The organism is Stenotrophomonas pavanii, assembly GCF_900101175.1.
GTDB classification, from domain to species: domain Bacteria; phylum Pseudomonadota; class Gammaproteobacteria; order Xanthomonadales; family Xanthomonadaceae; genus Stenotrophomonas; species Stenotrophomonas pavanii.
Genome location: NZ_FNFQ01000007.1, coordinates 1 through 25,921, shown reverse-complemented (window position 1 = coordinate 25,921; position 25,921 = coordinate 1). Strand labels below are relative to the sequence as shown.

Below are 25,921 nucleotides of genomic sequence, written 5' to 3'. Positions count from 1 at the left end.
GCGGCCAGAACCGGAGCCCACCGCATTACAGCTCCACCGTCTCCCACCAGCGCGTGCCCGGCTGCGGCGCCTGCATGTCCACTGCTTCGCCCATCATCGGCGTGGCCACCGGCACGCGCTTCGCGGCCGCCAATGCGGTGATGCGGTCGAACGGCTGCTGCCATGCGTGCAGGGCCAGGTCGAAGGTGCCGTTGTGGATCGGCAGCAGCCACTTGCCACGCAGGTCCAGGTGCGCCTGCAGCGTCTGCTCCGGCTGCATGTGCACGAACGCCCAGCGCGGATCATAGGCGCCGGTCTCGATCATCGTCAGGTCGAACGGGCCGTACTTTTCGCCGATCGCCTTGAAGCCATCGAAGTAGCCGGTGTCGCCGCTGAAGAAGATGCGGAAGTCGCCGTCCTGGATCACCCATGACGCCCACAGGCTGCGGTCACTGTCGCCCAGGCCGCGGCCGGAAAAATGCTGGCCCGGGGTGGCGGTCAGGCGCAGGCCATTGGCCTCGGTGGATTGCCACCAGTCCAGCTGTTCGACCTTGCCAGCGTCCACACCCCAGGCGATCAGCTGGTCACCCACGCCGAGCGGGGCGATGAAGCGCGAGGTCTTGCGATCCAGCTGCATCACTGCGGCGTGGTCGAGATGGTCGTAGTGGTTGTGCGAAAGGATCACGCCGGCGATCGGCGGCAGTGCATCGATGCTGATCGGCGGCGCATGGAAGCGCGCAGGGCCCATCCACTGCACCGGCGAGGCGCGCTCGGAGAAGACCGGGTCGGTCAGCCAGTACTGGCCGCGCAGCTTCAGCAGGATCGTGGAGTGCCCGAGCCGGAACAGGCTGCGGTCCGGCGCGGCGTCCAGCGTGGCCCGGTCCAGCGGCTTCACCGGAATCGGGTGGGTCGGCACGGTGCCCTTGGGTTTGTTGAACAGGAACGTCCACCAGATCTCCGCACCGTCGCGCAGGCTCATTGCCGGACGGGGCAGGGCATTGCGGAACTTGCCATCACGGTACTGCGGTGACTCGGGGTAGTCGGGGAGGGACCAGGAGGTGCAGAAGGTGTAGGCGGTCACGGCGAGGATTCCAAGCAGGGGGACAAGGAGCAGGCGCTTCATGGGTGACGTCCGCTGTGTACACTGCACAGTGTAGTTTCCTGTTTTTCAAAAGTACACTACCGGGTGTAAAATGCGTGCATCCGTTCAGCCATCCGTTCCCGCCATGTCCCGTACCCCGCAGCGCCTCACCGACCGCAAACGCGACGCGATCGTGCGCGCTGCGGTGGAGGAGTTCCGTGCGTCGGGCTACGAGGCGACCAGCATGGACCGCATCGCCGAGGTGGCGGGCGTCTCCAAGCGCACCGTGTACAACCACTTCCCGAGCAAGGAAGCGCTGTTCTCGATGATCCTGGAGGAGCTGTGGGAACGCAGCGTGGCCAGCGACGCGCTGCCGTACCGGCCCGACCAGCCGCTGCAGGGGCAGCTGCTGCAGTTGCTGGGGCAGAAGCTGGACCTGCTCAGCGATGCCAACTTCATCGACCTGGCGCGGGTCGCGATGGCCGAGATCATCCACTCGCCGGAGCGTGCGCAGGCCATCGTCTGCCGCATGGGCGAGAAGGAAAGTGGCGAGAGTGCGTGGATCCGCGCGGCAATCGCCGATGGCCGGCTGCGCGAGGTCGATCCGGAATTTGCCGGCCACCAGCTGCACGGGCTGGTGAAGAGCTTCGCGTTCTGGCCGCAGGTGACGATGGGGCAGCCGCCACTGAACGAACAGGAGCGCGCGCGCGTGGCCGAGTCGGCGGTGGCGATGTTCCTGGGGTTCTACGCGGCCTAGCCGGCGGCGAAGCGGCGGAACTCGTCGGCCGGCAGGGCGGCCGAGTACAGATAGCCCTGGCCGACATCCACGCCCAGCGCGCGCAGGTGCTGTTCCTGCGCCAGGGTCTCGGTGCCCTCGGCCACGACGATCGCGCCGCAGCGGTGCGCGACTTCGACGATGAAGCGCACGATCGACTGTGACTTGGCGTCGGACAGCGTGGCGATCAGCGCCTGCTCGATCTTGACCTCGGCGATGGCCAGCTGCGAAAGCAGGATCAGGGTCGAGTAGCCCGCGCCGAAATCATCCAGCGACAGCGTGACCCCGGCCGCCAGCAATTGTGCGATGTTGGCATCGACCACGTCGCGCTCGACGATCTCGGTCCATTCGACGATTTCCAGGCGCAGCATCGCACCGGGGATGTCGTGCAGTTGCAGCAGCTCGTGCAGGCGCAGGCCGAATCCGGGCAGGCGCAGCGATTCGGCAGAGACATTGACCGCGATGGTCAGTGAAGCGCCATCCTGCCGGCAGAACTGCAGGAAGTGCACCGCCGACTGCAGCGTGGCCCATTCCAGGTCGGCCAGCCGGCCCTGCCGGCGCAGCAGCGAGATCACCCGCATCGGTGTGATCGGCCGGCCCTCGCCATCGCGCATGCGCAGCAGTGCCTCGGCACCGACCAGCCGCCGGTCGCGCAGGCGATGCTTGGGCTGGTAGCTCAGCGGTGCATCCCCCTGGCGCAGCCAGCGTTCGAGCGCGACCTCGATCAAGGCATCGATTTCGCTGTCGCGCTGGATCGGGTCATCGAAGAACACCACGCCCGACTCGATCGCGCTCAGCGCCAGCGTGATCGCCCGCAACGGCAAGTGGCCTTCATCGGCGTTGGCCGGAGGCTTCAGCTCGACCACGGCGCAGCGGAACAGCGGCCGGAAGCCCGGCCAGTCGCGGCTGACGCGCTCAGTGAGATTGCAGGCCAACGCGGTGACATGGGCCTGGCTGCGCAGCTCGGCCAACGACATGCCGCGCACCAGCAGGGCCAGCGCCGCGTCACCGAACTGATAGATCTCCAAGGCATCGGCGCGAAGCGATGGCAGCAACCGATGGATGTCCGCCGCCGTATCGCGATGCCATAGCCCGTTGTCCTGCAGTGGGCCGTAGCGCAGGCGCAGATCGCGCAGGTTGCCCATCTCGACCACGACCAGGCAGGCCTTGCCGAGGCCGTCGTTGCCGCACCAGAAGTCCTGCAGCCGTTCGCCCAGCGCGCGCATGTTGGGCAGGCCACTGATCGGGTCGATGCGCAACCAGGCCTGCTCGCGCTGGCGCTGCGCGTCGATCTGGGCGTCGTTGTAGACCAGCGCGAACACAGCGCCCAGCACCAGCAGCGAGACCGGCAGTGCCAGTACGCGCTGGATCGCCAGTTCGGCCACCGGCAGCTGGTCGGCGCCGATGATCGCCACGCCCAGTGCCAGCCCCACCGCGGTCGCGGCGATGCGCGCCGACCACGCCCGCAGGATCATGCGCAGCGACAGCTCGTTGAGCATGCGCGGGTGCAGGCGCCTGCGCAGCCAGACACCGGTGATCATCTGCAGCGCGGCCTCCAGGCTGGCGGGCAGGAAGAACTGGGTGCCGACAAACTGGTAGCGGGCCAGCACGGCAGCCGCCAGGCAGGCCAGACCACCGCGCCACCCGCCGAGCAGGCCACTGACCAGCAGGATGTCGAAGCCAAGGTGCAGCTTGACCACGCCCTGGGTGTAACCGGCCACGAACCAGGAATTGAACAGGTAGATCAGCCCCAGCGTCACGCCGACATACAGGCGACGGCCCTCGATGGCGTGCCCGGCGCGACGGGTGGCGATCAGCAGCACGCCGATCATGCCGATCACCGCGGTGGCCTGCAGCAGGTACAGCGGCAGGCTGGGCAGGGCACTGTCCAGGACCTGGGCCGAGACCCGTGAAAGCGCATCCATAGCAGGTTCCCGCCTGTGACCGACGGCCGGTGACGAGCAGGGTAAACCACGGCCGCGCGCGCGGCCACTGACGATGCCCTGCGGCGGCCGGCGGGGTCAGTAGCGCGGGCCGGCGATCGCGGAAGCCCTCGCGCAGCGCATCGGCGATGCGCATGTTCAGCGCGACATTGCGGGAATGCAGGGGCGATCGGCGCCGGCGTTCCACGGTGACGGATCCGTGGGCGCTGCTGCAGCGACGACTGCCCGGCATCACTGCTGTTGACGGGAGGAATGCCGGATGAGCGAGAATCCATGCAGTCATCGGTTACAGGCGTCCCCTGGCATGGAAGCACCCCGCGCACGCATGGAGGGCATGCCCCTGCCTCACGCCTGGCAGGAAGCACTGGCCGATGCGCGCATCGAGCGGCAGTCGATCGGCGTATCGCGTGCGGACGTTGCCCGCGTGCATCGTCCGGGGCAGGCCGATGCCTTCCTGAAATCGGAAGTGATCGACGCCTTCAGTGAGCTGGGCGACGAGATCGCGCGCCTGCGCTGGCTGCAGGCGCAGGGCCAGCCGGCGCCGACGGTGATCGCTACCGCCGAGGAGGAAGGGCGCCGCTGGCTGCTGATGAGTGCGTTGCCCGGCCACGATCTGGCCTCGTCGCCGGCGCTCGCACCCCAGTACCGGGTGCAACTGCTGGCCGACGCGCTGCGGGGCCTGCATGCCCTGCCGGTGGCGGCCTGTCCGTTCGACCAGCGGCTGGCTTCGCGGCTTCAGGCCGCACAGGCACGTGTCGAGGCGGGCCGGGTCGACGCCGATGACTTCGATGACGAGCGCCTGGGGCAGAGCGCACAGCAGGTCTTCGCCGAACTGCGCGCTACCCGGCCTGATCACGAGGATCTGGTGGTCAGCCATGGCGATGCCTGCCTGCCGAACCTGCTGGCCGTCGAGGGGCGTTTCAGCGGTTTCATTGACTGTGGCCGGCTGGGCGTGGCCGATCGCTACCAGGATCTGGCGTTGGCCGCGCGCAGCCTGGTCCACAACTTCGGCGACACCCGGTGGGTCGCGTCGCTGTTCCGCAGTTATGGCGTTGTGCCCGACGAACGGCGGCTGGCGTTCTACCGTCTTCTCGACGAGTTCTTCTGAAACCGCGCCGGGCAGCGCAGGGCAGGGCTGAATGCTGCCCTGCCGACGGACTTCTCCATTCTTCAAAATGGACGAACGTTCGTTCACCATGTGTGGCATGAGCCGAATCGACCGCAATGAGCAGCGCGTGACCCTGATCCTGCAGGCGGCCCTGCAGTGTTTCCTGGCCAAGGGCTTCCACCAGACCAGCATGCGCGACATCGCGCAGGCGGCCGGTGTCAGCCTGGGCAATCTCTACAACCATTTCCCGGGCAAGGAGGCGATCATCCTTGCGGTGGCCGCGGCCGAAAGCGAGGAACTGGCCCCGATGCTGCAGCGGCTGGCGGCGGCCGACGGCGAGCGCGCGCAGGTGCTGGCGTTCCTGCAGGACTTCCATGCGTTGTGCCGGCAACCGGAGTGGGCAACGCTCGCGGCCGAGGTGCTGGCCGAGAGTGCACGCAACCCCGCCGTAGCCGAGGCCTTCGCCGCCAACCGCAGGCAGCTTCAACAGGTGCTGGGCGATGCACTGCAGGGCATTGCGCGGCGCGAGCGGCGGCGCCCTGCGCTGGCCCCGGCACTGCAGGCGCAGGTGTTGCTGGATGCCATCGAAAGCGATGCGCTGCGCCAGGGCCTGGGTGAAGCCGGTAACGCGGAGAACGCCGCGCTGGATCTCGAGCTGCTAACACGGTTGCTGGGATCACGTGCATGAGCGCCGATGATCGGCGGCTGCACGGCCTGGACCTGGCGCGCTACTTCGCATTGGCCGGCATGGTGCTGGTCAACTTCCGCCTGGCGATGGCCGTACCTGCCGAGCGCGCGGGTTGGCTGGCCGGCTTCTTCCATCTGCTGGAAGGCAAGGCTTCGGCGACCTTCGTCACCCTGGCCGGGCTTGGCCTGGTACTGGCCACGCAGCGCTTGGGCCGGAGGCAGGCCTGCGTGCAGACCTGGCGGCGCGCGCTGTTTCTGCTGGTGCTGGGCCTGCTCAACCTGACCCTGTTCCCGGCCGACATCCTGCACTACTACGCGGTGTATTTCGCGCTGGCGGTGCTGTGGCTGCGTGCGTCGCCACGGGCGCTGCTGGCCAGCATCGTGGGCCTGGCGGCCGGTTCGTTCTGGGCACTGCTGCATTGGGACTACAGCCAGGGCTGGAACTGGCAGACGCTGGAGTACACCGGTCTCTGGCAGTGGCCGGGTGCCGCGCGCAACCTGCTGTTCAACGGCTTCCATCCCCTGCTGCCGTGGATGTGCTTCTTCCTGCTGGGCATGCTGCTGGCGCGCCTGCAGTTGTCACAGCCGCGCGTGCAGCGTGCCTTGCTGCTGCTGGGCGTGCTGCTGATCGGCGCCGGCCAGGGCGTGCAGCACCTTGCGCTGGGAACGCCCTGGCAGGTGTGGCTGGGAACGCAGCCGATGCCGCCGGGACCGGCCTACGTGCTGACCGGTTCGGGCGCGGCCTGCAGTGTGATCGCCGCGTGCCTGTGGGTCAGCCGCCGGTATCCCGGGAATTGGCGGGCGCCGCTCACTGCGGCAGGGCGGATGACACTCAGCCTGTACGTCGGCCACATCCTGCTGGGCATGGGGGCGCTGGAAGGATTGGGCGTGCTCGATGGCCGCGCGTCATTGCCGGCGGTGCTGTGGTGCGCGCTGCTGTTCCTGATGCTGGCCACGGCCGCCGCGTGGCTGTGGTCGTTGCGGTTCGCGCGGGGGCCACTGGAAGCGGTGATGCGGCGCGTCGCCGGCTAGCACTTTGGTCGCGCAGGCGTGATGTTGTGACGGACATGTCTGTGTCGCGGCCTGCGCATCTGCGATAGTGGCGGCAGGTAACACTTTCCGCTTGCATCCATGTCATCCGCTTCGGCGCAGCACCTCGGCGAAGTCCTCCTGCAGTCCTATGGCATCACCGCCACGGCCGTGGTGCCACGCCCGGTTGGCGCCGACGCCAACGCAAGCGTGTATCGCATCGATGCACGGCGTGGGCAATGGTGGTTGAAATGCCGCAGCTACCAGGTCGACCCTGCCGTCTGGGATACCCTGCACTGGCTGCGCGGCACGCTGGGCATCGAGGAAATCGTCGCACCCTGGCCGGCACTGACCGGTGGCGCTTCGGTTCAGCGCTGGGGCCTGCAGTTCACCCTGTTTCCCTATGTGGAAGGCCAGTCCGGCTTCGAGGCGGCGTTGAGCCGCACGCAGTGGCAACGGCTGGGTGAAGTGCTGCGTCGTCTGCACGAGGCCCGCCCGCCGCTGCAGCTGCAGGAGGCGCTGCCAAGCGCGCGGATGGAAACCGCGGCGCTTGATACGGTGGGCCAGTGGCTGGCTGGCGAGGGCCTGGCGGCCGCCAAGGACGGACTGGGCCGTGCGTTCGTGTCGGTCTGGGACCAGCAGCACGCACGCATCGCCGCGTTGCATGCGCAGGCCGTGCAGCTGCATGCGGCGTTGCAGGGCGTGCCGAGGGGGCTGCACCTGTGCCATACCGACCTGCATGCCGGCAACCTGCTGATGGGCAACGACGGTGGCCTGCACCTGATCGACTGGGATGGCCTGTCGCTGGCACCGCGCGAGCGCGACCTGATGTTCATCGGCGGCGCGGTTGGCGGGCGCTGGGGTCGCGAGAACCCGTTGGGATTCGAGGAGGGCTATGGCAGCGACCGCGGTGATCCGCGCTGGATTGCCTGGTACCGGCACTGGCGCATCCTGCAGGACCTGATCGAGTTCCAGCAGGTGCTGCTGGGCAGTGATGGCGAGGAGCGTTCGCCGCCGTTGCGCCGGCAATCGCTGCATTTCCTCAGCGAGCAGTTCGCGCCGGGCAACGTGTTCGACGCCGCCGAGCGGGTGTATCGCGCGCTGGGGTAGTTCCCGGGCTGTTACCAGGATCGCCCCCGGGTAGAGTCGACTGTTAGTCGACTACCGCGCGCAGCGCGGGCTTTGCCTGTTCCAGACGAAGAGCAGTCGACTAACAGTCGACTCTACCGCGCGCAGCGCGGGGTTTGCCTGTTCCAGACGAAGAGCAGTCGACTGACAGTCGACTCTACCGCGCGCAGCGCGGGCTTGGCCTGTTCCCAATCGTAGAGCAGTCGACTGACAGTCGACTCTACCCATGGTCCGTGCAGGTGGTTTTCATTCTGCAGGCTTGGCCGCTGCTGAGGCGGCCGCACTTGCGGCGCGGCGCGACAGCACGGCTTCGCGATGGGCGATGTAGGCGTTGGAGGCCAGGATGATGCCGGCGCCGATGATCGTCCAGCGGTCCACGCTTTCGTTGAACAACAGCCAGCCGCACAGCGTCACCAGGGGCAGCTGCAGGAAACTGATCGGTGTCAGCGCCGAGACTTCGCCCAGCCGCAGCGCCCGGGTCCACAGCAGTTGGCCGACGGTGCCGAGCACGCCGGTGGCCAGCAGCCACAGCCAGGCCAACCCGGTCGGCCAGACCCAGACGAACAACGCCGGGACCAGCGACAGGGGGACCCAGAAGACGTACGTGTAGAGCACCACGGTATCGGCGCTGTCGACGCGGGTGAGTTGCTTGATCTGGATCGCCACCAGCGAGCTGAGCACCGCGGCGGCGACCGCCACCAGGCTGCCGGCGGTGAAGCCGGCCGTGCCGGGGCGCACGATCACCAGCACGCCGATGAAACCCACCACCACTGCCGCCCAACGGCGCACGCGCACGGTTTCGCCCAGCCACAGCACGGCGGCGATGGTGACGAACAGCGGCGTGGAATAGGAGAGCGAAACCGCCTGCGCCAACGGCAGGTGGCCCAGCGCCCAGAACGCGCACAGCATCGAGCCCAGGCCGATTGCACTGCGCACGAAATAGCGTGTCAGCTGCTGCGTCTTCAAGGGCGCGCGGCCCGGCCGCAGCAGCATCGGCAGCAGGGCCAGCAGGCCAAAGGCATTGCGGAAGAACGCCACTTCCTGCGTCGGCACGTAACGGGTGGCATAGCGGATGGCCACCGCCATCAGGCCAAATGCCATCGTGCTGCCGAGCATCAGCAGCGCCGCCCGCATCGGGGTGGCGCCAGGGGAAAGGGCGGGGCTGTTCACCACTGTGCGCCGAGCAGGCGGGGCTCCGGTTCGATCGGCACGCCGAACTTTTCCAGCACCGAGGCCGAGATGCGGCGCGCCAGCGCCAGCAGTTCAGCGCCGCTGGCATTGCCGTGGTTGACCAGCACCAGCGCGTGGCTCGGAGCCACGCCGGCATCACCCTCGCGGAAGCCCTTCCAGCCACAGGATTCGATCATCCAGGCCGCAGAGACCTTGCGCCTGTCGTCCTGCTCGGCCGGGAACACAGGCAGGTCGGGGAAGTGCTGCAGCAGCACGTCGACCTGTTCCAGCGGCAGCACCGGGTTCTTGAAGAAACTGCCGGCGTTGCCCAGTACCTCCGGGTCGGGCAGCTTGCGGCGGCGGATCGCGATCACCGCATTGGCCACGTCCACGGCGCTGGGAAGTTCCACGCCCTGTGCCTGCAGTTCCTCGCGGATGCCGGCATAGTCCATGCGCAGGTCGTGCAGCAGCGGCAGCTTCAGTTCGATGGCGGTGATCAGGTAGCGGTCGGGCTGCTGCTTGAACACGCTGTCGCGGTAAGCGAAGCGGCACTGCTCGTTGTCCAGCCGCACCCAGGCCTGATCCTGGCAGTCCCAGGCTTCGACCGCCTGGATGAACTCGCCCACCTGCGCGCCATAGGCGCCGATGTTCTGGATCGGTGCGGCACCGGCGGTGCCGGGAATCAGCGCCAGGTTTTCCAGGCCGGACAGGCCTTCCTGCAGCGACCACATCACCAGGCCATGCCAGGGCACGCCGGCGCCGGCGCGGATCACGGCATGGTCGGCGCGGTGTTCAAGGAAACTGATGTCGCGGTTGCCGAACACCAGCACGGTGCCCGGCAGGTCCTCGGCGATCAGGACGTTGCTGCCGCTGCCCAGCACCAGCAGCGGGCCGTTGGCCACCTCGGGCAGTGCCAGCACGTCCGGCAGCAGCGCGGCATCGTGCAGTTCCAGCAGCTGTTCCGCATTGGCCTGCACGTGGAAGGTGTTCAGTGCCTGCAGCGGCGCATTGCGGGTGAGCGTCCAGCGCAGCGGGGCGTTGCCGTCGGTGCTATCCATGGGCGCGCTCACAGGGGGGCCACCGCGCCGCGGCTCGGCGCTTCGCGTCGGCGGCGGATCGCCTCCACGCATTCGGAAACCAGCGCCGGTCCACGGAAGATCAGGCCGCTGTAGCACTGCACCAGCGCGGCACCGGCCGCCATCTTGGCCACCGCGTCGGCACCGGACAGGATGCCGCCGACGCCGACCAAGGGTACCGACTCGGGCAGGCGCGAGCGCAGGCGGCGCAGCACCAGCGTGGACTGCTCCAGCACCGGCGCGCCCGACAGGCCGCCGGCCTCGTTGGCCAGCGGGTCGCCGGCCACCTTGCTGTGGTCGATGGTGGTGTTGGTGGCGATCACGCCGTCCACCTGCAGCTCGCCCAGTACGCGGGCGGCGGCATCGATGTCACGCTCGCTGAGGTCCGGCGCCACCTTCACCAGCATCGGCACGCGGCGGCCGTGGCGGGCCGCGAGCTCTTCCTGGCGGTCACGCAGCTGGCTGACCAGTTGGCGCAGCGCGGTTTCTTCCTGCAGTTCGCGCAGGCCGGCGGTGTTGGGCGAGGAAATGTTGACAGTGATGTAGTCGGCCAGCGGGTACACCTTGTCCAGGCAGGCGATGTAATCGTCCACGGCCTGTTCGTTGGGGGTGTCCTTGTTCTTGCCGATGTTGATGCCGAGCAGGCCGCGGCGGTTGCGCGCGCGCTCGACGTTGCGTACCAGCGCGTCCACGCCCGCATTGTTGAAGCCCATGCGGTTGATGATCGCGTTGTGTTCCGGCAGGCGGAACAGGCGCGGCTGCGGATTGCCGGCCTGCGGGCGCGGGGTGATGGTGCCGATCTCGACGAAGCCGAATCCCAGCGCGAACAGTGCATCGATATGCTCGCCGTTCTTGTCCAGGCCGGCGGCCAGGCCGACCGGGTTGGGGAAGGTCAGCCCGAACACCGTGCTCGGCATCGGCGCGATGCGGGCGGCCAGCAGCGGCGTGGTGCCGGTGCGATAGGCCAGGTCCAGTGCGGACAGGCCGAGGCCGTGGGCGCGCTCGGCGTCGAGCGAGAACAGGAAGGGGCGGGCAAGCGAATACATGCGTCGGTTCAGTCCAGCGTGCCGAGGAAGGCTCGGGTTCGATATTCAAAAGCAACCTGGCCGTCCGCCGCGTGGGCGGCGAACAGGTGCTGCAGAGCGTCGATCATCGGCGCGTGGCGCGGATGACCGGATTGCGGGGCGTAGGAAGAGGAGAGCAGGCGCCCGCGCAGGGCGTCGAAGTCGAGATACTGCACGTTCGCCAGCTCCACCCTGCCGCGCAGGCCAGCGCCGAACCAGGCCTGCATGGTGGCATCGTCCTGGTAGCGCTCGGCTACGGCGGTGTAGTCGGTGCCGTAGTCCAGCAGCAGCTGTTCGTAGCCGACCAGGAACGGGCTGGCATCGAGCAGGCGCGAATTCCAGTAGATCAGTGCCAGGCCACCGGGACGCAGGATGCGCTGCCACTCGGCGCGCACCGCCAAGGTGTCGAACCAGTGGAAGGCCTGCGCGGCGCTGACCAGATCGATGCTGGCGTCCGCCAGGCCGGTGGCCTCGGCGCGGCCATCGACGGCGGAGAACTGCGGGTACTGTGGCGCCAGCCACTGTTCGGCGGCAGCACGCATGGCAGCGTTGGGCTCGACCGCCACCAGCGGATGGCCGCTGGCGAGAAACGCGCGGCTGGAGATGCCGGTGCCAGCGCCGATGTCGGCGACACGGGCCTGGTGGCTGACACCCATCGGGCCGTGCAGCCAGTCCAGCAGTGCGGCCGGATAGTCGGGCCGGTAGCGGACATAGTCGGCGACGCGGCTGCTGAAGCGTTCAGTGCTGTCGGAGGCGGTCATGGCGTCAGTTCGACACCGCCGCCAGCCACGCCAGGCCACCGAAGAACAGGATGAAGACCAGGATGGCGGCTACCACGGCGCCGACCATCACCCAGCCCAGCACCAGGCCGGTGAGTGCCATGCCATCGCCTTCCAACTCATGCGGGCGGCGGCGGATCTCGGCGCGGGCCATGTGGCCGGTGATGATGGCGACGATGCTGGCCACGAAGGGCAGGACGGTCCAGCTGGCGATGCCCATGACCAGGCTGACCACGGCCAGGGCGCTTGTCTGTCGGGGTGCCACGCTCATCGGGGTCCTCCTTGGCAGTGTGCACATGATAGTGCGTCTGCCCGGGCAATCCCATGCCCGGCGGATGTGAGGGCAGGCGTCGCCCCCTGGTCGACGAATGGGATTTCGGCCCTGGCAGGCGTCGGCCTTGGTCGACGAAAGGCGTGCCCACCCAGGTTGGCAGCTACCGAAGTGCCAGTATCAGCCCATCAACACCTGGCCGCCATCCACGTTGAGCACGCTGCCAGTGACCCAGCGCGCCAGCGGCGAGCACAGGAACAGGGCGGCATCGGCGATCTCGCGCGGGTGGCCGAAGCGGCCGAACGGGATCTTCGCCAGCGTGCCGTGGTACAGGTCGGGGTCTTCGACGCGGCGGCGATCCCACAGGCCGTCATCGAACGCGATCGAGCCGGGTGCGATGGCATTGACCCGGATCCGGTCCTTGGCCAGCGCCAGTGCCTGCGAGGTGGTGTAGTGCGAAAGAGCGGCCTTGGCAGCAGCATAGGGTGCGCCACCGGGACGGGGCTGCTGCGCGGCAATCGAAGAGAGGTTGAGGATGCAGGCGTCGCCGGATGCGCGCAGCCAGGGCAGCGCCAGCCGCGAGGCGCGCACGGCTGCCATCAGGTCGATCTGCAGGCTCGCGGCCCAGCCATCCTCGTCGTCGGCCATGCCGTAGCCGGTGGCATTGTTGACCAGCACATCGATACCGCCGAGGGCATCGGCGGCGGCCTGCAGCCAGGCCTGGATCTGGCCGGGGTCGGCCAGATCGGCGGAGAACGCGTGCACTGGCGTGCCCTGTGCCTGGGCATCGGCGCACAGGGCATCCAGCCCGGCCCGGCCACGTGCGCAGACCGAAACCTGTGCGCCGGCGCCGGCAAACGCCAGCGCCATTTCACGGCCGATGCCCTTGCTGCCGCCTGCGATGAGCACGCGGCGGCCGCTGAAATCGAGGATCGGAGCCCCTGCGGGGATCCGGCCCTGGGCCTGGGCCAGAACCCCGGAAGGGCTCTGACCCACAGGCGTGTCGGCGTCGTTTGCCATCACAGGTCGAACTTGATGCCCTGCGCCAGCGGCAGCGAATCCGAATAGTTGATGGTGTTGGTCTGGCGGCGCATGTAGACCTTCCATGCATCCGAGCCGGACTCGCGGCCACCGCCGGTGTCCTTCTCGCCGCCGAATGCGCCGCCGATCTCCGCGCCCGACGTGCCGATGTTGATGTTGGCGATGCCGCAGTCGCTGCCGGCGGCCGACAGGAACTTCTCGGCAGTCTTCAGGTTCTGGGTGAAGATCGAGGACGACAGGCCCTGCGGCACGCCGTTCTGCATGTCGATGGCTTCATCGAGGGTGTCGTACGGCATCACGTACAGGATCGGCGCAAAGGTCTCGTGCTGGACCACGGCGTCGCTGTTCTTCAGGCCGGAGACGATGGCCGGCAGCACGAAGTTGCCCGGGCGGTCGATGCGGCTGCCACCGGTTTCGATGGTGCCGCCGGCCGCCTTGGCCTGGGCGATCGCATCGAGGAACTGCTGCACGGCGCCTTCGCTGTTCAGCGGGCCCATCAGGTTGGCCGCATCGGTCGGGTCGCCGATCTTGCCTTCCACCTGCTTGTAAGCCTTGACCAGGGTGGCCAGCACGTCGGCGTAGATCGAGCGGTGCACGATCAGGCGGCGGGTGGTGGTGCAGCGCTGGCCGGCGGTGCCGACGGCGCCGAACACGATGCCCGGCACAGCCAGCTTCAGGTCGGCGGTTTCGTCCAGGATGATGGCGTTGTTGCCGCCCAGTTCCAGCAGGCAGCGGCCGAGGCGGCGCGCGACCTTCTCGTTGACGGTGCGGCCGACCTGGGTCGAGCCGGTGAAGCTGATCAGCGGCACGCGGCGGTCATCGACCATCTTTTCCGACAGCGCGGTACCGGCATCGTTGATCAGGAAGAAGATGTCCGGGAAGCCGGCTTCGCGCAGGGCGTCGTTGCAGATCTTCAGCGAGGCGATGGCGGTCAGCGGCGTCTTGTTGGACGGCTTCCAGATGCACACGTCGCCGCAGATGGCCGCCAGGAACGAATTCCAGCTCCACACCGCCACCGGGAAGTTGAAGGCCGAGATGATGCCGACCAGGCCGAGCGGGTGGTACTGCTCGTACATGCGGTGGCCCGGGCGCTCGGAATGCATGGTGTAGCCGTACAGCATGCGGCTCTGGCCCACGGCGAAATCGGCGATGTCGATCATCTCCTGCACTTCGCCATCGCCTTCCGGCTTGCTCTTGCCCATTTCCAGCGCAACCAGCGAACCCAGGGCGTCCTTGTGCCTGCGCAGTGCTTCGCCGCACAGGCGCACGGCTTCGCCGCGGCGCGGTGCCGGCGTGGTGCGCCAGACCTTGAAGGCTTCCTGGGCGCGGGCGACGACGGTCTCGTACTCGGCCTCGGTGGTGGCGCGGACCTGCGCGATCGGCTCGCCGGTGGTCGGGTTGACCGGGGTGATCAGCTCACCGCTGGTCGCGCTCGACCACTCCCCGTTGCCCAGGTACGTGCCAGCGTTGATCGCGTCCAGGCCAAGGGACTTGAGCAGCTCGGAAGACATGCAGACTCCTGTGTTTCGTTACGTTGTTTGGTGCCATCGCGGGCAGGTGGGGGACGCGATGAACTGAATCGCCGATGGTAGCAGAGCGCCCCGACCGGCCATGGTGCAACGCGCCAGCCGAACCGGGCCGGACATGAATGCTTGGAGGGCAGGGCACGTTGCCTGTAAACTTCCCGGCTGCATGGCCCCGTAGCTCAGCTGGATAGAGCGTCCCCCTCCTAAGGGGAAGGTCGCCCGTTCGAATCGGGCCGGGGTCACCAGAATCAATAACTTAGGCAAACGCAGCGGGCGGGATTTCCCACTGTTTCCCGCATATCCACAGGATTTGGTCCCAGTGGTCCCAGCGGTCCCGCCTAGTACCTGAGCTTTGCCACGGCGCCATCGTCGCCCTCAGGCGTCAGGTGCGCATAGAACTTCTCGGTCGTGGCGTAATCAGCGTGCCCGGCCAGGATCTGCACCCTTCGCAACGGCACCCCGGCCATGACCATGTGGGCGCAGAAGGTGTGCCGTAGCCGGTGGAGGCTGCCGCCGATTCCCGCACGCTTGGCATCCGAGGCGAACCAGTCGGATACCGTGTCCTTGTGCACGGCCACCAGCGGATCGGGAAGGTGGCGCAGCGCCCAGCGCGCATACCGGTTCAACGGCACCTCGCGCCACTTGCCCGACTTCGTGCGTCCCTGGCCATCTTCGTCTGGCTCGCTCTCGACCCTGAGTCTGCTCCCTGCCACCGAATCTTTGCCCAGTCCAACCAGCTCACCGCGGCGCAGACCCGTGTGGGCCATGAACAGCCACAGCGGTGCCCGGGCGGGGTTCGCCCGGTACAGCTTGCGCATCGCGGCCCGGTCGTAGAACCGCACCGCCACGCTACGAACGCCCCGCGGTGCCCGGGTTTCCTCCAGCGGGTTGAAGTCCAGTTCCTTCCACTGCACCCCACGCCGGAACGCGGCCTGCAGCCTGCGCACTTCCTTCCCCACAGTCTCCGGTGAAACCCTGTCCTTGGTCAGGCGGTCCGTCTTGTAGGCCTCCATTTCCATCGGACGCAGCGTATCGATGGGGCGATGGCCGAAGCGGGCCATAAACAACCGAACCTCGCTCTTGGCCTTGCCGTGCGTGGTGGGATGCTCGGCCTTGTACCACTCCAGGTACGGCTCCAGGAAGTCGCGGACCGTGGGGAGGCGGGGAAGGATGCGCACTCCATGGGTCAGTTCCGCTTCTTTCGCTGCTCGTACGCCCTCAGCCTCGCGTGGGCTGACGCGACCAATGGCGACACGGCTTCGCTTACCGCCTTCCCGCCAGTTGAGGTACGCGGCGCCATCGCGCCAGAAGACTGTGACCTTGACCATTGCTTGGAGCCGTAGATTGCGGAGTAGAGGGCAGCCTTCTCGTAGAGCTTCTTGCCCATGAAATTTCGTGGTTCGATGCCGTAGTCGGCGATGTTCGAATCGAACTGGCTTCGTGATACGCCGCAGTAGTGCGCGGCCTCGTCCACGGTCAGCCAGTCCTTTCCGACGATGTCCAGCTTTTCAGCAGCTCCCATCGGGTCCTCCTTCAGTTCGCCGCCAGCGCAGCGCGCTGGGCTTTCGGTTTGCGCTCGGCTAGGCCGAGCTGGAACTGCAGGACGTTGTCGCTCGCCTCAGGCACCGTTGCTGGCCGCGCGCTGCGCGCCGGGCGGTTGAGCCGGCGCCATGCCGCAATGGCCGCGTCGGGGCTGGCATGCTTGCTGGTCGACCTGCAGGCGCACTCGACCAGATGGCCACCGCCGGCGGACGCGCAGCGCTTGTCGTGGATGTGGCGCGCGCGGTGGCCGGCGGCGCAGTTCGGCAACCCTTCCGGGTGGCTGATATGTTCCTGGGTCATGGCTTCTTGCACTCCTCGATGTGGGCGACCAGCTTTTCCAGCAGGAAGGCGGCTTGCTCGGCGCGCCTGCGGCGTTCGTACGGGTTGAGGTTCGGACGGGCATCCCTGAGCCATTCCAGCGGCTCGACCAGCCACTGCGGGTCGAACGGAAGCAGGGTGCGCGGGTCGACCTTCTCGACCAGCGGGGAACAATCAGGGCCGGCCCAGTCCTCGGAATCGCCGCACCTGGTGCACACGCCTGCCTTGAACGCGTGGTCGCGCTCCGGCTGGATGACACGCGGGGTTTCCCACAGGGCTCGCACGACCCAGCCGCGCTTCGCGGCGTGATAGAAGTGCTCAGAGGTGGCAGTCACCCAGCATCCGGGCCCCAGGTCGTTCTTGTTGCGGTACTCCCAGCGCACGGGCGGTTGCGAGTACAGCTCCTGCAGGAGGGTCTCGCCCCACTCGCGAACCTGGTCGGCAGAGATTGGCGCGCCGGCGGCGCCCAGGCGGAGCATGGTGGTGACGACCGCTGCGACACGCGACGATGCTTTGGTGGCCTCGACAACTGTGGCCGGGGAAACGGGCAGTGGTGCGGTCATGCGAACAGATCCAGTTGGGCCGGCAACGGCGGCGGCAGGGTGGGGGCTGGCACCGCAGCAGCACGGCGTGGCTTTGCCGCAGGCGGTGCACGGTGCACCAACTGCAGGTAGTCGCCGTCTCCGCGCATCTGCCAGGGACGCCCCTTGATCGGGCAAACGTCGTGGTAGCCCGCGTCGTAGTGGGTGGCGGGCGGCCCTTCGCGATACCTGAGCTGCACCTGGTAGTGCGATCGACCGGCGAACTTTGCCGGTTCGAGGTGTGGACCCGTCACGCTCTTGACGGTGAACAGCGGAAAGCACCGACTCCAGCGTGTGTCGTCGCCCGGCTGATCGGGTTGGCCATAATCAGCCCTGGGCTCGTCCTTGTACCAAGCCCAGACCTTGTCACCGACCTGGAACGGCTGCAGATCTTCAGTACCTGCATGGGTGCGATCTGGAAGCGGCGGGAACAGGTCGCGGATTGAGTACCAGTACCCGCGACCGTTCATATCGCTCAGCTGCGTCATCGGAAAGAGGGCGACGACGATGACGCCACCGCGCATCAGATAGAACGCACGCCCGCATGGCGACGGACCTCCCTCGATGCTGGATAGGATGGCTTGACGCGACCATCCCTTGACCAGTCTCCGCGAAACGATACCGTCGGCGACCTTGAACGCCAGATCTTGATCGATGACGCCTTTGCCTGGTGCAGCGGTGAGCAGCTGGTTAGTCATTGGACGACGCGCTCCACGCCGACGAGGTCTTGTATGCTGAGAAATGGGATCGTTGTGACAGGGGAGTTAAGTGGTCGAGCGAGCGCGGTGGCACGAGGACTGGAACTTCAAGATCAGGGGAAGAGACGTGACGGTCCGTGTCGCTACCGATGGCCCTGGCAGGGGCGAGGTGACTGCTATCCACGTGATCTACGGTCCCAGCCAGACCGGCCTGGCCATTCCGGTGACTTCGCAGAAGGACGCCATGGAGAAAGCCGAAGCTCTGCTTAGCGATCTGATGGGCTCGAGCTGGTACTGAAGTGGCGCTCGCCGGCGCCGCAGCCTTGTTGGCATTGCTCATGCCTGCATGTCCTTGCTGTTGGTGGAGCGCGCGCTGTGCCCGGCGAGGTGTTCCCAGCGTTCGGCCTCGCCCACGTAGTAGTCGTGGCGTTCCTGCCGGACGGTGGCGGTGAACTGCACGTCGTGCAGTGCGCGCTCGGCGGCGGCGCGATTGGCCGCTGCCATGCGGGCCGGGTCGTGATCGAAGATGTCGAGCTGGTTACGCACGCTGGACTCCTGGAATGGGTTGCCGGCTGTTGGAACCCGGCCGGCGCGGGTTCCCTGCGCCACAGGGGGAGAGCGCAGGGCAGGGGGTCAGTGGGTGTCGTCGGCGGGCAGCTGTGTGCGCGCTCGCTCTGCCGAGCGCTGGCGCATCTCGTCGCGGAACGCGGGCCAGTTGCGCCGCAGGTCGCGCACCACGCACCAGGTGAAGAAGACAACGCCAGCACCAAAGGGCGGGAGGAGGGAGCCGGCACCGGTGTAGATGGCGCGCGCGAGCAGCGCCAGCAGCAGGCTGACGACGACGGCGCAGTAGAAGGGCAGGGCCAGGTGGCGCACTAGGCTGCTCCGCTTTGTGCGCGCGCTGCGCGGCGAGCCGCAGCGACAGCCCCGGCTGCGCTCTTGCCCTGCCGCAGGACGGCATTGGCGGCGATGCTGGAGGCGATGACGACCTGATAGGGGAGGAGGCCCCAGCGGCGCCCAGCGCGGGCGACGATGCCGGCGGCGGCAGCGGCGCGCTGAGCGCTGGAGTGGTGGGCGACGACGGCGCTCATGCGGCGACCGCCGCACTACTGCGCAGTTCCAGCGCAGCCTGCTGAATATCCAGGGCGAGGCGATCAGCCTCCTCCTGCTCAACGTACAGGCTGGCGGCGCCCACCTTGATGGCGACCATGCCGACTGCGGGCATTGCTACTACGGAAGGCGGCGCCTTGCTGACGCCGAGGGACAGGGTTGCCATTGCTTGATCTCCTGCGCCCGGCCCCGGGACGGGGTTTGCATTGGGCCTCGTGAGAAAGATTAGGGGCGCTAATATCCCTAGTCAATAGGGCCGCTCATAAAATGAGTGAACGCGTTCATCCGTGTCATCGGGTCAAAGAAAACCCCGCCGTAGCGGGGGTCTGCGTTAACGCTGGGGCGATCGCTATGCAGCCAGAGCGAAGTCCAAGTCCAATGCTCCTCCTTCGTACACAACTACAGAGGCTGTATCGGCGAAGAAGCGGCTCGCGCGGTCCGCGTCTCTAGATTGCTCCAAGATCGCAACCAGTGGGGCATCACCCCGGGCAGCTCTCACGTCTTTGAACTTGCCTCCAGCTTCGTACACTGCCTTCCACTGGATTACCTCAGCTTCTGCGGCAACGGTCTGGATGTACGCTTGTCGGCCGTTGGGAGTCGCTATCGCGAATGGGAATCGAAGAATGTGCCCGCTCAGCCCCACGACTTCGGGTCTGCGACTCAAGCGCTCGCCATAGCGAGCCAACAGCACCTGGTGGACGATGCGTTCGAAGCGCTCGTCGTCACGGGGTCTATGACGGACGCCCTTCTCGGCGATCATCGCGGCAGCTTGCATGTAACGAGCGAGAACCTCAGTCAGTTCATCCTCTCTGCAAACAGCCGCCAGCACACCATCGTCACTCATGGAGATACCGTACATCTCCGCAACTGAGCGGTAAGCTTTAATTCTTGGCGAAGTGATCTCCGCTCCCGCGACAGCAGCGTGGAATGCCACATCACCATCGTCCGTGACGCGGACCGTTCCGCCTCCGGCGTCGACGACGTAAGCGCCGATGAGTGTCCCGTCAACGGGATACTCAAAGGGGGACTCAATGTAGCCGGAGTGCTCTGTCAGGGGCGTGTACCGACCGCATAGAGCGTGGGCAATGGCGTTGTGGTTCATCGCAAAAGCAGCTCTTGCTGGGCAGGTGGGAGGTTGAACTGTGGCGCGCCGTGGATCGAAGCAAGATCAATAAACTGTGCCCAGTACCCTGCGGGGTCGTTTGCAGGGATGGGTTCGGCATACCCGTATAGTGCATCGTCACTAATGGAATGCAGGTGAGGATGGCCTACCAGTTGCTGATAGAACTGTCGGCCGATGCCCACCGAGTTCCTGTGATGGCTGCTTCCGTCTACATCGATTCCGAGGATCCGCACGTTCTTGTAGAACAAAGAGAGGCTCAGCTTGTCGTCTGCGCCAGGCACCGACGCGGGCTTGAAGTACCCTTCTATGAAGAGCGTAGCAGGCTGGATACCTCCCTCAAGCGCTAAATGCTCGCGGAACTTCCATCCCTTTGGTTTGCCGCCAGCATCTACCCAAGGGATCGCACCGGCTGAGATCCACCTCTTAGGAATCTGAACCATCCCAGTTAGTTGTAGGACCTGATCCGGATCAGGTGGCGCGTTCCTTGCCATGCAATGTGGTCCTTAGTCGGCCCAGCTGCCAATCCAGTGGACACGGCCAATCACCGTGATCGGATGCCGCTTGGACGCCATGGGCTTTGGCTTCTGCCACTGGTGATCGCCACGTGGGTTGTCACTCTGGAAGTAGATGCCAGCATCGAGTACCAAAGCTCGCTTTACATAGAACTCGGGGTTGGCATAGCCATCCACCTGAATGACGTAAAGAACGCCATCCACAACTCGGGTGTCAGACGTATCGAAGAGGATGGCATCACCGTCTTTAATGGTTGGCTCCATGCTATCGCCCTTACCGTAGTAGACGGCAAGGTTTCGACCATAGATCCCACGCCGGCGAAGACTTGTCTTCTTGAACTTAAGGCTGTGAGTCTCCGCGTACTCCACAGCCTCAGCGCCTGAGCCTAGACCGGCAGACTGAGAGTAGCCGAGTACATCGGTGTAGTCGTCTTCCTTGGTTTTGGCTGCTGAGAATTGCTGTTCTGGGAGGTCGTTCCTAATTTCCGTGTCCTCAATGCCTAACGAAGCCGCAAAGACCTTCAGCGTTCTGAAGTTCATTGGGATCTTTCCGTTGAGGTACTGGCTCACGGCGCCCTGGGTGATGCCCAGTTCCAGTGCCACCTTCTCCTGAGTGATCCCCAACTTCCTCGCCTTGGCGTTCCAGACGGATTTGAGTCGGGCCGCCGCCGCGACGTCCGCTTTGGTGGGCTTGGCTTTGCGAGACGATTCCATATCAGGAACGCTAATGAACGCGTTCATGGCAGTCCAATAGTGGCGCTATTGACGCTAATATGAGGGGCGCTCATACTGGATCTATGGACATCGTCACCTATCGCAAAGAGAAGGGCCTCTCCCAGGCGGCGTTCGCCGCCTTGCTGACGGGCACTGGCGCCGCCGCCACGCAGGGTCTGGTCTCGCAGTGGGAGAACAGGACTACCGCTATTCGCGCAGAGCGCGCTATCCAGATCGAGCTTGCGACCGGGGGAGTGGTTTCCCGTTACGACCTCCTTCCTCACGTATTTGGCCCGTCGCCCGTTGTGCTTACTGGAGCAAATTCGGCTCCCACCGGGTTCGGGGCGCTTGTTGACAGCCGGATGAGTAAGCGCGCGCTGCGCGCAAAGCTGGGCCTGAGCACCGACAAGCAGCTGGCAAAGGTGCTGCAGCTGCCTGTGGAAGAAGTGAGCGCCTGGGCGGACGAGGACATGGTCCCGGCCTTGCCCCAGGTACTGCAACTGCTTGGGCACTCCGAGCAGCAGGAGCCGGCCAAGCCGGCAAACGATGATCCCGATGCAGACCGCATCACCCCAATTGAGGTGGCCTGATATGCGCGCGCTGAAACAGCGCTTGGCGATCCATCGTCGCCAGCGCGCCTTCAACAACTGGTTCTGGCTTGCCCTCAGTTTGGCGCTTGGCCGGCCGTGCTCGCTACTCGCCAAGCCAGCGAGGCGCCCTCGACAAAGTCTTCCAGCGCTTCGGCTGCGACTGGCTTCCCGTCGTCCCGAAGGTTGGTCACACCCAGCCGCAGCGCGCTGGTCAGCTCGCGGTGGTCCACCGCTCCAGCTTCGATCAAACAGTTGGTGAGCGCCGCAATTGCCATCAGCGCAGCAGTTGCTTCCGTGTCTTCCATGTTGCCCTCCTTGCGGGCTGTTCGTGTGGAAACGCCAGCGTAGCGCAAGGAGGGCGACGCCCGTCGTCCGTGAGTTGTTGATTTCCATGGCGCCCATCGTGCGCCACCCGGGCCCAGCCCGAAACCTTGAAACGCAGTCCACCCCAAGGTGACCCATGACCTGCCGTACATCCGCACTTTACTGGCTCGACGTTCTCTACAACTCCGTGCGCAAGACGCCCGGCGGTGTCGTGGACGCAGCCGCTTTCTTGGCCGACCGCCGTGGCAAGTCCATGCACCCGGAGACCCTGCGCGCGAAGTTGCGCGGGCTGGAGGGTGAGTCCGTCACGATGGAGATAGCCGAACTGCTGACCGAGTGGATGCAGGAGAAGGCAGGCGGCAGCGATTACGCCCTGGACTGGATGCAGGCGCTGGCCGGGCAGTTCGGTATGGCGGTGGCCACTGTTCCGCCTCCGCCGGAGGGTGGCTGGTCGGACGAGATCGGGGCCATCCAGACCAAGCTGCTGGAGATCACCACACGGGTAGGGCGCTTGTCTGGCACCGCCGTGGACGCGATGGCCGATCACCATATCGACAGTGACGAAGCGAAGCTGATGGTGGAGGAGGCCAACTCGCTCATCACGATGGCACACCGGCTGATCCGTAACGTGTCGCGCGCTGCAGCGAAGGGGAGGGCACGCTAATGAACCATCCGGCCCGCTCCACTGATCCGCAGTCCAGTCACATTGCCGCCGCCGCGCTCGCTGAAAGCGGCGCGCTTCGTGTCCAGCATGCCAAGGCCGAGGCTGCGGTGATCCGCCATCCAGGCCAGAGCAGCCTGCACTTGTCGACGGTGACTGGCCTTGATCGCCACATGTTGGGTCGCCGACTGCCTGAGCTGGCCCGCGAGGGACGCATTTGGCGCGGCCCAACCGCGCCGTGCGCAACCACCGGCAAGCCCGCATGCACCTGGTGGCCGGTTGCGCCGGGCGAGAACCTGACGCTGGGGCTTTGACATGTCGACCATCATCATGTCGCAGTGCTGGCCGCTGCAGGGGCTGAGCGTCACGCAGAAGGCTGTGCTGATCTCGCTGGCTGATCAGGCCAACGACGACGGTGTGTGCTGGCCGGCGGTGGGCACCATCGCCGCGCGCTGCTGCATGTCGGCGCGCGCTGTGCGTACGGCAATGGATCATCTGGAGGCCGTCGGCCTGCTGACCCGTGACCGCCGGTTCAACAGCAGCACGGTCTACAGGGTCACTCCGGCCAGCTTCGACAAGGCCGCTGCGCCGTCGAAGGCCGGCCGCAAGTCTGGAAAAGCAGGTACTGCACCGGGCGCAGGGGCTGCGCCCCATGCAGGGGGTGCGCCCGCTGCAGGAGGGGATGCGCCCCATGCAGGGGGGGATGCACCGGGCGCAGGTCTAGGGGTGCGCCCCGTGCCGCCTAACCGTCATATAGCCCTCAATGAACCGTCAGGAGAACCGTCATTTCCGGCGGGCCTGCCGGCCGCGCCGCTGGAGGTGGTTTCCGAGACCGACCTACAGGCCGCGTGCCGTGCTACCTGGGCGGCCTACGCCAGTACGACCGGGAACCAGTTCGAGTAGCGCGGCGCCGCCGGCGACGGCGACGGCAGTGGGACCCAGTTCGACAGCCTGCGCATCTGGTACTTCGACACCGCCGTGGAGGAGTGGACCGGCAACGGTGCGCCACCGACGGTGGTCGATGGCTGGCTGCGGCCGGCCAATGGCACCGAGAACCCGTATGTTCAATCGCCGGCTGCTCTGACCGTCGACGGCAGCGCCTACCGCTTCGTCAAGCTGAGGGTGAAGCGCGTTGGCGATGCAGCGTGGGACGGCTTCCTGCAGTGGATCACGCTGGCCGACCTGGCATGGGACGTGAACAAGCGGGCGGCGATCCCGGAGCCGCGGTGGGACGATAATGGCGTCGGCACGGTCGACGTGGCCGATATCGCCTGGTGGCCGGGTGAGGTCGACGCCATCCGGCTGCAGTTCGGCGCGACCCAGACCGTCGCCAGCTACTTCATGACCGACTGGGTGGCCATCGGGCGTCCGACGCCCGGTGCCGGTGGGGCGCTGGTCCAAGAGGAAGCCCGCGCCCGCGTAGCGGCGGACGTGGCCGAGGCCAGCAAGCGTGAGACGCTGGCCGTGCAGCTGCGGGGCGACTACGAAGGCAGCGACCTGTCCCAGGTTCCGAGCGGCCTGTTTGCCGCGGAGCGCGATGCGCGGGTCACGGCCGATGAGGCCAACGCCAGCGCCATCGAGGTGATCCAAGCGCGAATGCCCACTGGCGATGGCACGGTTGCCACGGAGGCCAGCGTCACGGAGGAGCGCCAGGCGCGCGCAGACGGCGACAGCGCCAACGCTGAGGCGATCGGGCGGGTGTCTGCGAGGATGCCCGCCGGCGACGGCAAGGTGGCCTCTGCGGAAGCGCTGGATGCTGTCACGACCCGTGTGGAAGAAACTGAGGAGGGGATCCGGGCGGTCGGCGACAGAACGTCCTCGCTGGAAGCTCAGGTGACGTACAAGCACGCCGGCGACCGGGACTGGAACGCCGGTGACCGCGACGTGCGCGCGGGTGTGAAAACCTGGCAGTCCGTGATCGCCCAAGGCGACCGCGCCGTCGCCAAACAGGTGGACTCGGTCCGGGCCGAGCTGGGGGAATTTGAGGCCACGGCCACGCGTTCCATCGAGGTCATCGCAACGGAGCAGAGCGCTCAGGCGGTGCAGATCCAGCACCTGGGCGTCGAGCTGGACGGGAAAGCATCGGCGGACTACGTCGAGGAGATCAGCGCCCGGGTCAACGTGACCGAGCATGGCATCGAAGCGGTTACTGGCCAGCTCGCCTCGGTAAAGGCTGAAGTAGCCGGCAAGGCGAGTGCGCAGGTCGTCCAGGGCATGGAGGCCCGGGTCACTCAAACCGAAGGCGGTCTGGCGCAGGTCATGGCCAAGGCATTCCTGCACCTGATCGCCGACTCCGGGAATGGTCCGCTGATTGGTGGCATGGAGCTGGGCAACGACGGCAATGTGGTCAGCCTGCGGTTCCTGACCAACAGCATGGAGATCCTCGCGCCCAACGGTGCCAGCGAGGGCATGGAGTGGCGCAACGGCTACCTGCGTGTATGGAAGGGAGCGGCGCAGCGCATCATCGGCGCCAGCTTCGGAGCCGCCGGCGACAACCTGGTCGACTACTTCGGGCCGAACGTCGGCGCCGGCGCCGCGTCGAAGGCCAACGCGGTGATGTGGATGGACGCCAGCGGCAGTGCCTACTTTGGCGGCCAGCTGTCGGCGGGCATCCTGCGCAACGCGGTCCAGACGACCACCACGCAGACCGTCGGCGTGGAGCTGGTCAACGGCCCGTTCGCCACCAACGGCCGCGTGCGGAGCGTCACTGTCAGCTTCTCCCGCCGGCATATCCGGACCAAGACCACCTACGGCAGTGACGGCTTTGTCGCGGGCGCGGGCCAGAACACGGCGCGCGTGGAAATCTATCGGCGGGTCGGTGAGGGCGCTGAATCGCTGTGGCAGGTCCTGAACGTCAGCGGTTCGGTGATGATCCTCAATGAACAGGATGGCCCTGACAGCGCCACCTCCACCTGGGGTGGATCGTTCACCGTAAACGACACCAGCACCAGCGCGCAGACGATGACCTACCGCGCGGTGATCACCAGCTTCACGGAACAGGACGTTAGGCACGAGTCCGGCTCCTTCCAGCAGCAGTCCATCACGCAGAGCCTGTCGATCATCTCGGTCGAGAACTGAAACCGCACAAGGC

32 protein-coding genes and 1 tRNA gene are annotated in these 25,921 nt (G+C 66.6%); 11 read left to right on the top strand and 22 right to left on the bottom strand.

All coding sequences use genetic code 11. From position 1 onward, the window contains the following. Window positions 1–25 precede the first annotated feature (25 nt). A complete protein-coding gene (locus tag BLS66_RS12800) occupies window positions 26–1,102 on the bottom strand; it encodes an MBL fold metallo-hydrolase (protein ID WP_074726007.1) in 1,077 nt (358 codons plus the stop codon). 103 nt (window positions 1,103–1,205) lie between these two features. On the opposite strand from BLS66_RS12800, the gene BLS66_RS12795 reads away from it, so the two are divergent. After that, window positions 1,206–1,817 (top strand): TetR/AcrR family transcriptional regulator, encoded by a 612-nt coding sequence (locus BLS66_RS12795; RefSeq protein ID WP_053462774.1) that lies wholly within the window; start codon window positions 1,206–1,208, stop codon window positions 1,815–1,817. On the opposite strand, the gene BLS66_RS12790 is transcribed toward BLS66_RS12795, so the two are convergent. Beyond that, a complete protein-coding gene (locus tag BLS66_RS12790) occupies window positions 1,814–3,760 on the bottom strand; it encodes an EAL domain-containing protein (RefSeq protein WP_074726006.1) in 1,947 nt (648 codons plus the stop codon). The two genes, BLS66_RS12795 and BLS66_RS12790, sit on opposite strands and share 4 nt — an antisense overlap. Window positions 3,761–4,103: 343 nt before the next feature. Here BLS66_RS12790 and BLS66_RS12785 point away from each other — a divergent pair, with 343 nt between their 5' ends. The 4 genes from BLS66_RS12785 to BLS66_RS12770 all read left to right on the top strand — a co-directional run bounded on the left by BLS66_RS12785 (window position 4,104) and on the right by BLS66_RS12770 (window position 7,712). Further along, a complete protein-coding gene (locus BLS66_RS12785) occupies window positions 4,104–4,886 on the top strand; it encodes an APH(3')-II family aminoglycoside O-phosphotransferase (RefSeq protein ID WP_425513293.1) in 783 nt (260 codons plus the stop codon). Window positions 4,887–4,983: 97 nt separating this feature from the next. Then, window positions 4,984–5,574: a TetR/AcrR family transcriptional regulator gene (locus BLS66_RS12780; RefSeq protein ID WP_053462777.1), complete on the top strand. Its 591-nt coding sequence runs from the start codon at window positions 4,984–4,986 to the stop codon at window positions 5,572–5,574. Beyond that, window positions 5,571–6,605 (top strand): DUF418 domain-containing protein, encoded by a 1,035-nt coding sequence (locus tag BLS66_RS12775; protein WP_074726004.1) that lies wholly within the window; start codon window positions 5,571–5,573, stop codon window positions 6,603–6,605. Before BLS66_RS12780 ends, BLS66_RS12775 begins: the two co-directional genes overlap by 4 nt. A 99-nt stretch (window positions 6,606–6,704) precedes the next feature. Beyond that, window positions 6,705–7,712, top strand: a complete 1,008-nt coding sequence (locus tag BLS66_RS12770) for an aminoglycoside phosphotransferase family protein (RefSeq protein WP_057494507.1) — start codon at window positions 6,705–6,707, stop codon at window positions 7,710–7,712. 264 nt (window positions 7,713–7,976) lie between these two features. Here BLS66_RS12770 and BLS66_RS12765 read toward each other — a convergent pair whose 3' ends face one another. The 7 genes from BLS66_RS12765 to amaB form a co-directional block, all read right to left on the bottom strand. Then, window positions 7,977–8,864: a DMT family transporter gene (locus BLS66_RS12765; RefSeq protein WP_074726003.1), complete on the bottom strand. Its 888-nt coding sequence runs from the start codon at window positions 8,862–8,864 to the stop codon at window positions 7,977–7,979. A 32-nt stretch (window positions 8,865–8,896) separates the two neighbouring features. After that, window positions 8,897–9,958: a UDP-N-acetylmuramate dehydrogenase gene (gene murB / locus BLS66_RS12760; RefSeq protein ID WP_057494519.1), complete on the bottom strand. Its 1,062-nt coding sequence runs from the start codon at window positions 9,956–9,958 to the stop codon at window positions 8,897–8,899. Between the two features lie 8 nt (window positions 9,959–9,966). Further along, entirely contained in the window at window positions 9,967–11,022 is a 1,056-nt protein-coding gene (locus BLS66_RS12755) for a quinone-dependent dihydroorotate dehydrogenase (RefSeq protein ID WP_049471279.1), read from the bottom strand. 8 nt (window positions 11,023–11,030) lie between these two features. Next, a complete protein-coding gene (locus BLS66_RS12750; RefSeq protein ID WP_074726002.1) occupies window positions 11,031–11,801 on the bottom strand; it encodes a class I SAM-dependent methyltransferase in 771 nt (256 codons plus the stop codon). A 4-nt stretch (window positions 11,802–11,805) separates the two neighbouring features. After that, window positions 11,806–12,090, bottom strand: a complete 285-nt coding sequence (locus tag BLS66_RS12745) for a DUF4190 domain-containing protein (protein WP_049471284.1) — start codon at window positions 12,088–12,090, stop codon at window positions 11,806–11,808. A gap of 180 nt (window positions 12,091–12,270) precedes the next feature. Beyond that, complete coding sequence (locus BLS66_RS12740; protein ID WP_074726001.1) at window positions 12,271–13,110, bottom strand: SDR family NAD(P)-dependent oxidoreductase; 840 nt, start codon at window positions 13,108–13,110, stop codon at window positions 12,271–12,273. Beyond that, complete coding sequence (amaB, locus tag BLS66_RS12735) at window positions 13,110–14,642, bottom strand: L-piperidine-6-carboxylate dehydrogenase (RefSeq protein ID WP_014646923.1); 1,533 nt, start codon at window positions 14,640–14,642, stop codon at window positions 13,110–13,112. The genes BLS66_RS12740 and amaB overlap by 1 nt, the downstream gene beginning before the upstream one ends. 183 nt (window positions 14,643–14,825) lie before the next feature. Here amaB and BLS66_RS12730 point away from each other — a divergent pair. Continuing rightward, window positions 14,826–14,902: transfer RNA gene (locus tag BLS66_RS12730), tRNA-Arg, on the top strand. A gap of 93 nt (window positions 14,903–14,995) precedes the next feature. Here BLS66_RS12730 and BLS66_RS12725 read toward each other — a convergent pair. From BLS66_RS12725 to BLS66_RS12670, 12 genes are all read right to left on the bottom strand, one after another. Next, a complete protein-coding gene (locus BLS66_RS12725) occupies window positions 14,996–15,835 on the bottom strand; it encodes a tyrosine-type recombinase/integrase (RefSeq protein WP_244152993.1) in 840 nt (279 codons plus the stop codon). 8 nt (window positions 15,836–15,843) lie between these two features. Continuing rightward, window positions 15,844–16,179, bottom strand: a complete 336-nt coding sequence (locus BLS66_RS20920) for a hypothetical protein (protein WP_244152992.1) — start codon at window positions 16,177–16,179, stop codon at window positions 15,844–15,846. An 11-nt stretch (window positions 16,180–16,190) separates the two neighbouring features. Continuing rightward, window positions 16,191–16,499 carry a hypothetical protein gene (locus BLS66_RS12720; RefSeq protein ID WP_074726000.1) on the bottom strand — a complete coding sequence of 103 codons (309 nt, stop codon included), beginning with the start codon at window positions 16,497–16,499 and terminating at the stop codon, window positions 16,191–16,193. Beyond that, window positions 16,496–17,080 carry a hypothetical protein gene (locus BLS66_RS12715; RefSeq protein WP_074725999.1) on the bottom strand — a complete coding sequence of 195 codons (585 nt, stop codon included), beginning with the start codon at window positions 17,078–17,080 and terminating at the stop codon, window positions 16,496–16,498. The genes BLS66_RS12720 and BLS66_RS12715 overlap by 4 nt, the downstream gene beginning before the upstream one ends. Then, complete coding sequence (locus tag BLS66_RS12710; protein ID WP_074725998.1) at window positions 17,077–17,796, bottom strand: hypothetical protein; 720 nt, start codon at window positions 17,794–17,796, stop codon at window positions 17,077–17,079. Before BLS66_RS12710 ends, BLS66_RS12715 begins: the two co-directional genes overlap by 4 nt. A 336-nt stretch (window positions 17,797–18,132) precedes the next feature. Next, window positions 18,133–18,342, bottom strand: coding sequence for a hypothetical protein (locus BLS66_RS12700; RefSeq protein WP_074725996.1), 210 nt, complete (start codon window positions 18,340–18,342; stop codon window positions 18,133–18,135). An 87-nt stretch (window positions 18,343–18,429) separates the two neighbouring features. Continuing rightward, complete coding sequence (locus tag BLS66_RS12695) at window positions 18,430–18,672, bottom strand: hypothetical protein (RefSeq protein WP_074725995.1); 243 nt, start codon at window positions 18,670–18,672, stop codon at window positions 18,430–18,432. Then, entirely contained in the window at window positions 18,672–18,887 is a 216-nt protein-coding gene (locus tag BLS66_RS12690) for a hypothetical protein (protein WP_074725994.1), read from the bottom strand. Before BLS66_RS12690 ends, BLS66_RS12695 begins: the two co-directional genes overlap by 1 nt. Then, window positions 18,884–19,072, bottom strand: coding sequence for a hypothetical protein (locus BLS66_RS12685; protein ID WP_074725993.1), 189 nt, complete (start codon window positions 19,070–19,072; stop codon window positions 18,884–18,886). Before BLS66_RS12685 ends, BLS66_RS12690 begins: the two co-directional genes overlap by 4 nt. 183 nt (window positions 19,073–19,255) lie before the next feature. Next, a complete protein-coding gene (locus BLS66_RS12680) occupies window positions 19,256–20,008 on the bottom strand; it encodes a DUF1828 domain-containing protein (RefSeq protein ID WP_074725992.1) in 753 nt (250 codons plus the stop codon). Continuing rightward, entirely contained in the window at window positions 20,005–20,520 is a 516-nt protein-coding gene (locus tag BLS66_RS20580; protein ID WP_143025160.1) for a hypothetical protein, read from the bottom strand. The genes BLS66_RS12680 and BLS66_RS20580 overlap by 4 nt, the downstream gene beginning before the upstream one ends. A 12-nt stretch (window positions 20,521–20,532) precedes the next feature. Continuing rightward, window positions 20,533–21,282 carry a LexA family transcriptional regulator gene (locus BLS66_RS12670; RefSeq protein ID WP_244152991.1) on the bottom strand — a complete coding sequence of 250 codons (750 nt, stop codon included), beginning with the start codon at window positions 21,280–21,282 and terminating at the stop codon, window positions 20,533–20,535. 56 nt (window positions 21,283–21,338) lie between these two features. On the opposite strand from BLS66_RS12670, the gene BLS66_RS12665 reads away from it, so the two are divergent. Further along, window positions 21,339–21,845, top strand: coding sequence for a transcriptional regulator (locus BLS66_RS12665; RefSeq protein WP_074725989.1), 507 nt, complete (start codon window positions 21,339–21,341; stop codon window positions 21,843–21,845). A 74-nt stretch (window positions 21,846–21,919) separates the two neighbouring features. On the opposite strand, the gene BLS66_RS12660 is transcribed toward BLS66_RS12665, so the two are convergent. Continuing rightward, a complete protein-coding gene (locus BLS66_RS12660) occupies window positions 21,920–22,150 on the bottom strand; it encodes a hypothetical protein (RefSeq protein ID WP_065179348.1) in 231 nt (76 codons plus the stop codon). A gap of 155 nt (window positions 22,151–22,305) precedes the next feature. Between BLS66_RS12660 and BLS66_RS12655 the strand changes: the two genes are divergently transcribed. The 4 genes from BLS66_RS12655 (at window position 22,306) to BLS66_RS12640 (ending at window position 25,908) form a co-directional block, all read left to right on the top strand. Continuing rightward, window positions 22,306–22,833: a phage regulatory CII family protein gene (locus BLS66_RS12655; protein WP_074725988.1), complete on the top strand. Its 528-nt coding sequence runs from the start codon at window positions 22,306–22,308 to the stop codon at window positions 22,831–22,833. Then, window positions 22,833–23,144: a winged helix-turn-helix domain-containing protein gene (locus BLS66_RS12650; RefSeq protein WP_074725987.1), complete on the top strand. Its 312-nt coding sequence runs from the start codon at window positions 22,833–22,835 to the stop codon at window positions 23,142–23,144. Before BLS66_RS12655 ends, BLS66_RS12650 begins: the two co-directional genes overlap by 1 nt. Before the next feature lies 1 nt (window position 23,145). Next, window positions 23,146–23,733, top strand: a complete 588-nt coding sequence (locus BLS66_RS12645; RefSeq protein ID WP_244152990.1) for a helix-turn-helix domain-containing protein — start codon at window positions 23,146–23,148, stop codon at window positions 23,731–23,733. Between the two features lie 75 nt (window positions 23,734–23,808). After that, window positions 23,809–25,908, top strand: coding sequence for a hypothetical protein (locus BLS66_RS12640; RefSeq protein ID WP_074725986.1), 2,100 nt, complete (start codon window positions 23,809–23,811; stop codon window positions 25,906–25,908). The last annotated feature ends 13 nt before the right edge of the window (window positions 25,909–25,921 follow it).

Bases quoted from the DNA above. Each gene is read 5' to 3' on its own strand.
- BLS66_RS12770 (WP_057494507.1), top strand. From the start codon at position 6,705: ATGTCATCCGCTTCGGCGCAGCACCTCGGCGAAGTCCTCCTGCAGTCC.
- murB (WP_057494519.1), bottom strand. From the start codon at position 9,958: ATGGATAGCACCGACGGCAACGCCCCGCTGCGCTGGACGCTCACCCGC.
- BLS66_RS12745 (WP_049471284.1), bottom strand. From the start codon at position 12,090: ATGAGCGTGGCACCCCGACAGACAAGCGCCCTGGCCGTGGTCAGCCTG.
- BLS66_RS12740 (WP_074726001.1), bottom strand. From the start codon at position 13,110: ATGGCAAACGACGCCGACACGCCTGTGGGTCAGAGCCCTTCCGGGGTT.
- BLS66_RS20580 (WP_143025160.1), bottom strand. From the start codon at position 20,520: ATGGCAAGGAACGCGCCACCTGATCCGGATCAGGTCCTACAACTAACT.
- amaB (WP_014646923.1), bottom strand. From the start codon at position 14,642: ATGTCTTCCGAGCTGCTCAAGTCCCTTGGCCTGGACGCGATCAACGCT.
- BLS66_RS12755 (WP_049471279.1), bottom strand. From the start codon at position 11,022: ATGTATTCGCTTGCCCGCCCCTTCCTGTTCTCGCTCGACGCCGAGCGC.
- BLS66_RS12670 (WP_244152991.1), bottom strand. From the start codon at position 21,282: ATGAACGCGTTCATTAGCGTTCCTGATATGGAATCGTCTCGCAAAGCC.
- BLS66_RS12685 (WP_074725993.1), bottom strand. From the start codon at position 19,072: ATGGCAACCCTGTCCCTCGGCGTCAGCAAGGCGCCGCCTTCCGTAGTA.
- BLS66_RS12710 (WP_074725998.1), bottom strand. From the start codon at position 17,796: ATGACTAACCAGCTGCTCACCGCTGCACCAGGCAAAGGCGTCATCGAT.
- BLS66_RS12785 (WP_425513293.1), top strand. From the start codon at position 4,104: ATGGAGGGCATGCCCCTGCCTCACGCCTGGCAGGAAGCACTGGCCGAT.
- BLS66_RS12790 (WP_074726006.1), bottom strand. From the start codon at position 3,760: ATGGATGCGCTTTCACGGGTCTCGGCCCAGGTCCTGGACAGTGCCCTG.
- BLS66_RS12715 (WP_074725999.1), bottom strand. From the start codon at position 17,080: ATGACCGCACCACTGCCCGTTTCCCCGGCCACAGTTGTCGAGGCCACC.
- BLS66_RS12650 (WP_074725987.1), top strand. From the start codon at position 22,833: ATGAACCATCCGGCCCGCTCCACTGATCCGCAGTCCAGTCACATTGCC.
- BLS66_RS12720 (WP_074726000.1), bottom strand. From the start codon at position 16,499: ATGACCCAGGAACATATCAGCCACCCGGAAGGGTTGCCGAACTGCGCC.
- BLS66_RS12795 (WP_053462774.1), top strand. From the start codon at position 1,206: ATGTCCCGTACCCCGCAGCGCCTCACCGACCGCAAACGCGACGCGATC.
- BLS66_RS12800 (WP_074726007.1), bottom strand. From the start codon at position 1,102: ATGAAGCGCCTGCTCCTTGTCCCCCTGCTTGGAATCCTCGCCGTGACC.
- BLS66_RS12780 (WP_053462777.1), top strand. From the start codon at position 4,984: ATGAGCCGAATCGACCGCAATGAGCAGCGCGTGACCCTGATCCTGCAG.
- BLS66_RS12645 (WP_244152990.1), top strand. From the start codon at position 23,146: ATGTCGACCATCATCATGTCGCAGTGCTGGCCGCTGCAGGGGCTGAGC.
- BLS66_RS12665 (WP_074725989.1), top strand. From the start codon at position 21,339: ATGGACATCGTCACCTATCGCAAAGAGAAGGGCCTCTCCCAGGCGGCG.
- BLS66_RS12775 (WP_074726004.1), top strand. From the start codon at position 5,571: ATGAGCGCCGATGATCGGCGGCTGCACGGCCTGGACCTGGCGCGCTAC.
- BLS66_RS12750 (WP_074726002.1), bottom strand. From the start codon at position 11,801: ATGACCGCCTCCGACAGCACTGAACGCTTCAGCAGCCGCGTCGCCGAC.
- BLS66_RS12765 (WP_074726003.1), bottom strand. From the start codon at position 8,864: ATGCGGGCGGCGCTGCTGATGCTCGGCAGCACGATGGCATTTGGCCTG.
- BLS66_RS12655 (WP_074725988.1), top strand. From the start codon at position 22,306: ATGACCTGCCGTACATCCGCACTTTACTGGCTCGACGTTCTCTACAAC.
- BLS66_RS12690 (WP_074725994.1), bottom strand. From the start codon at position 18,887: ATGAGCGCCGTCGTCGCCCACCACTCCAGCGCTCAGCGCGCCGCTGCC.
- BLS66_RS12660 (WP_065179348.1), bottom strand. From the start codon at position 22,150: ATGGAAGACACGGAAGCAACTGCTGCGCTGATGGCAATTGCGGCGCTC.
- BLS66_RS20920 (WP_244152992.1), bottom strand. From the start codon at position 16,179: ATGGGAGCTGCTGAAAAGCTGGACATCGTCGGAAAGGACTGGCTGACC.
- BLS66_RS12680 (WP_074725992.1), bottom strand. From the start codon at position 20,008: ATGAACCACAACGCCATTGCCCACGCTCTATGCGGTCGGTACACGCCC.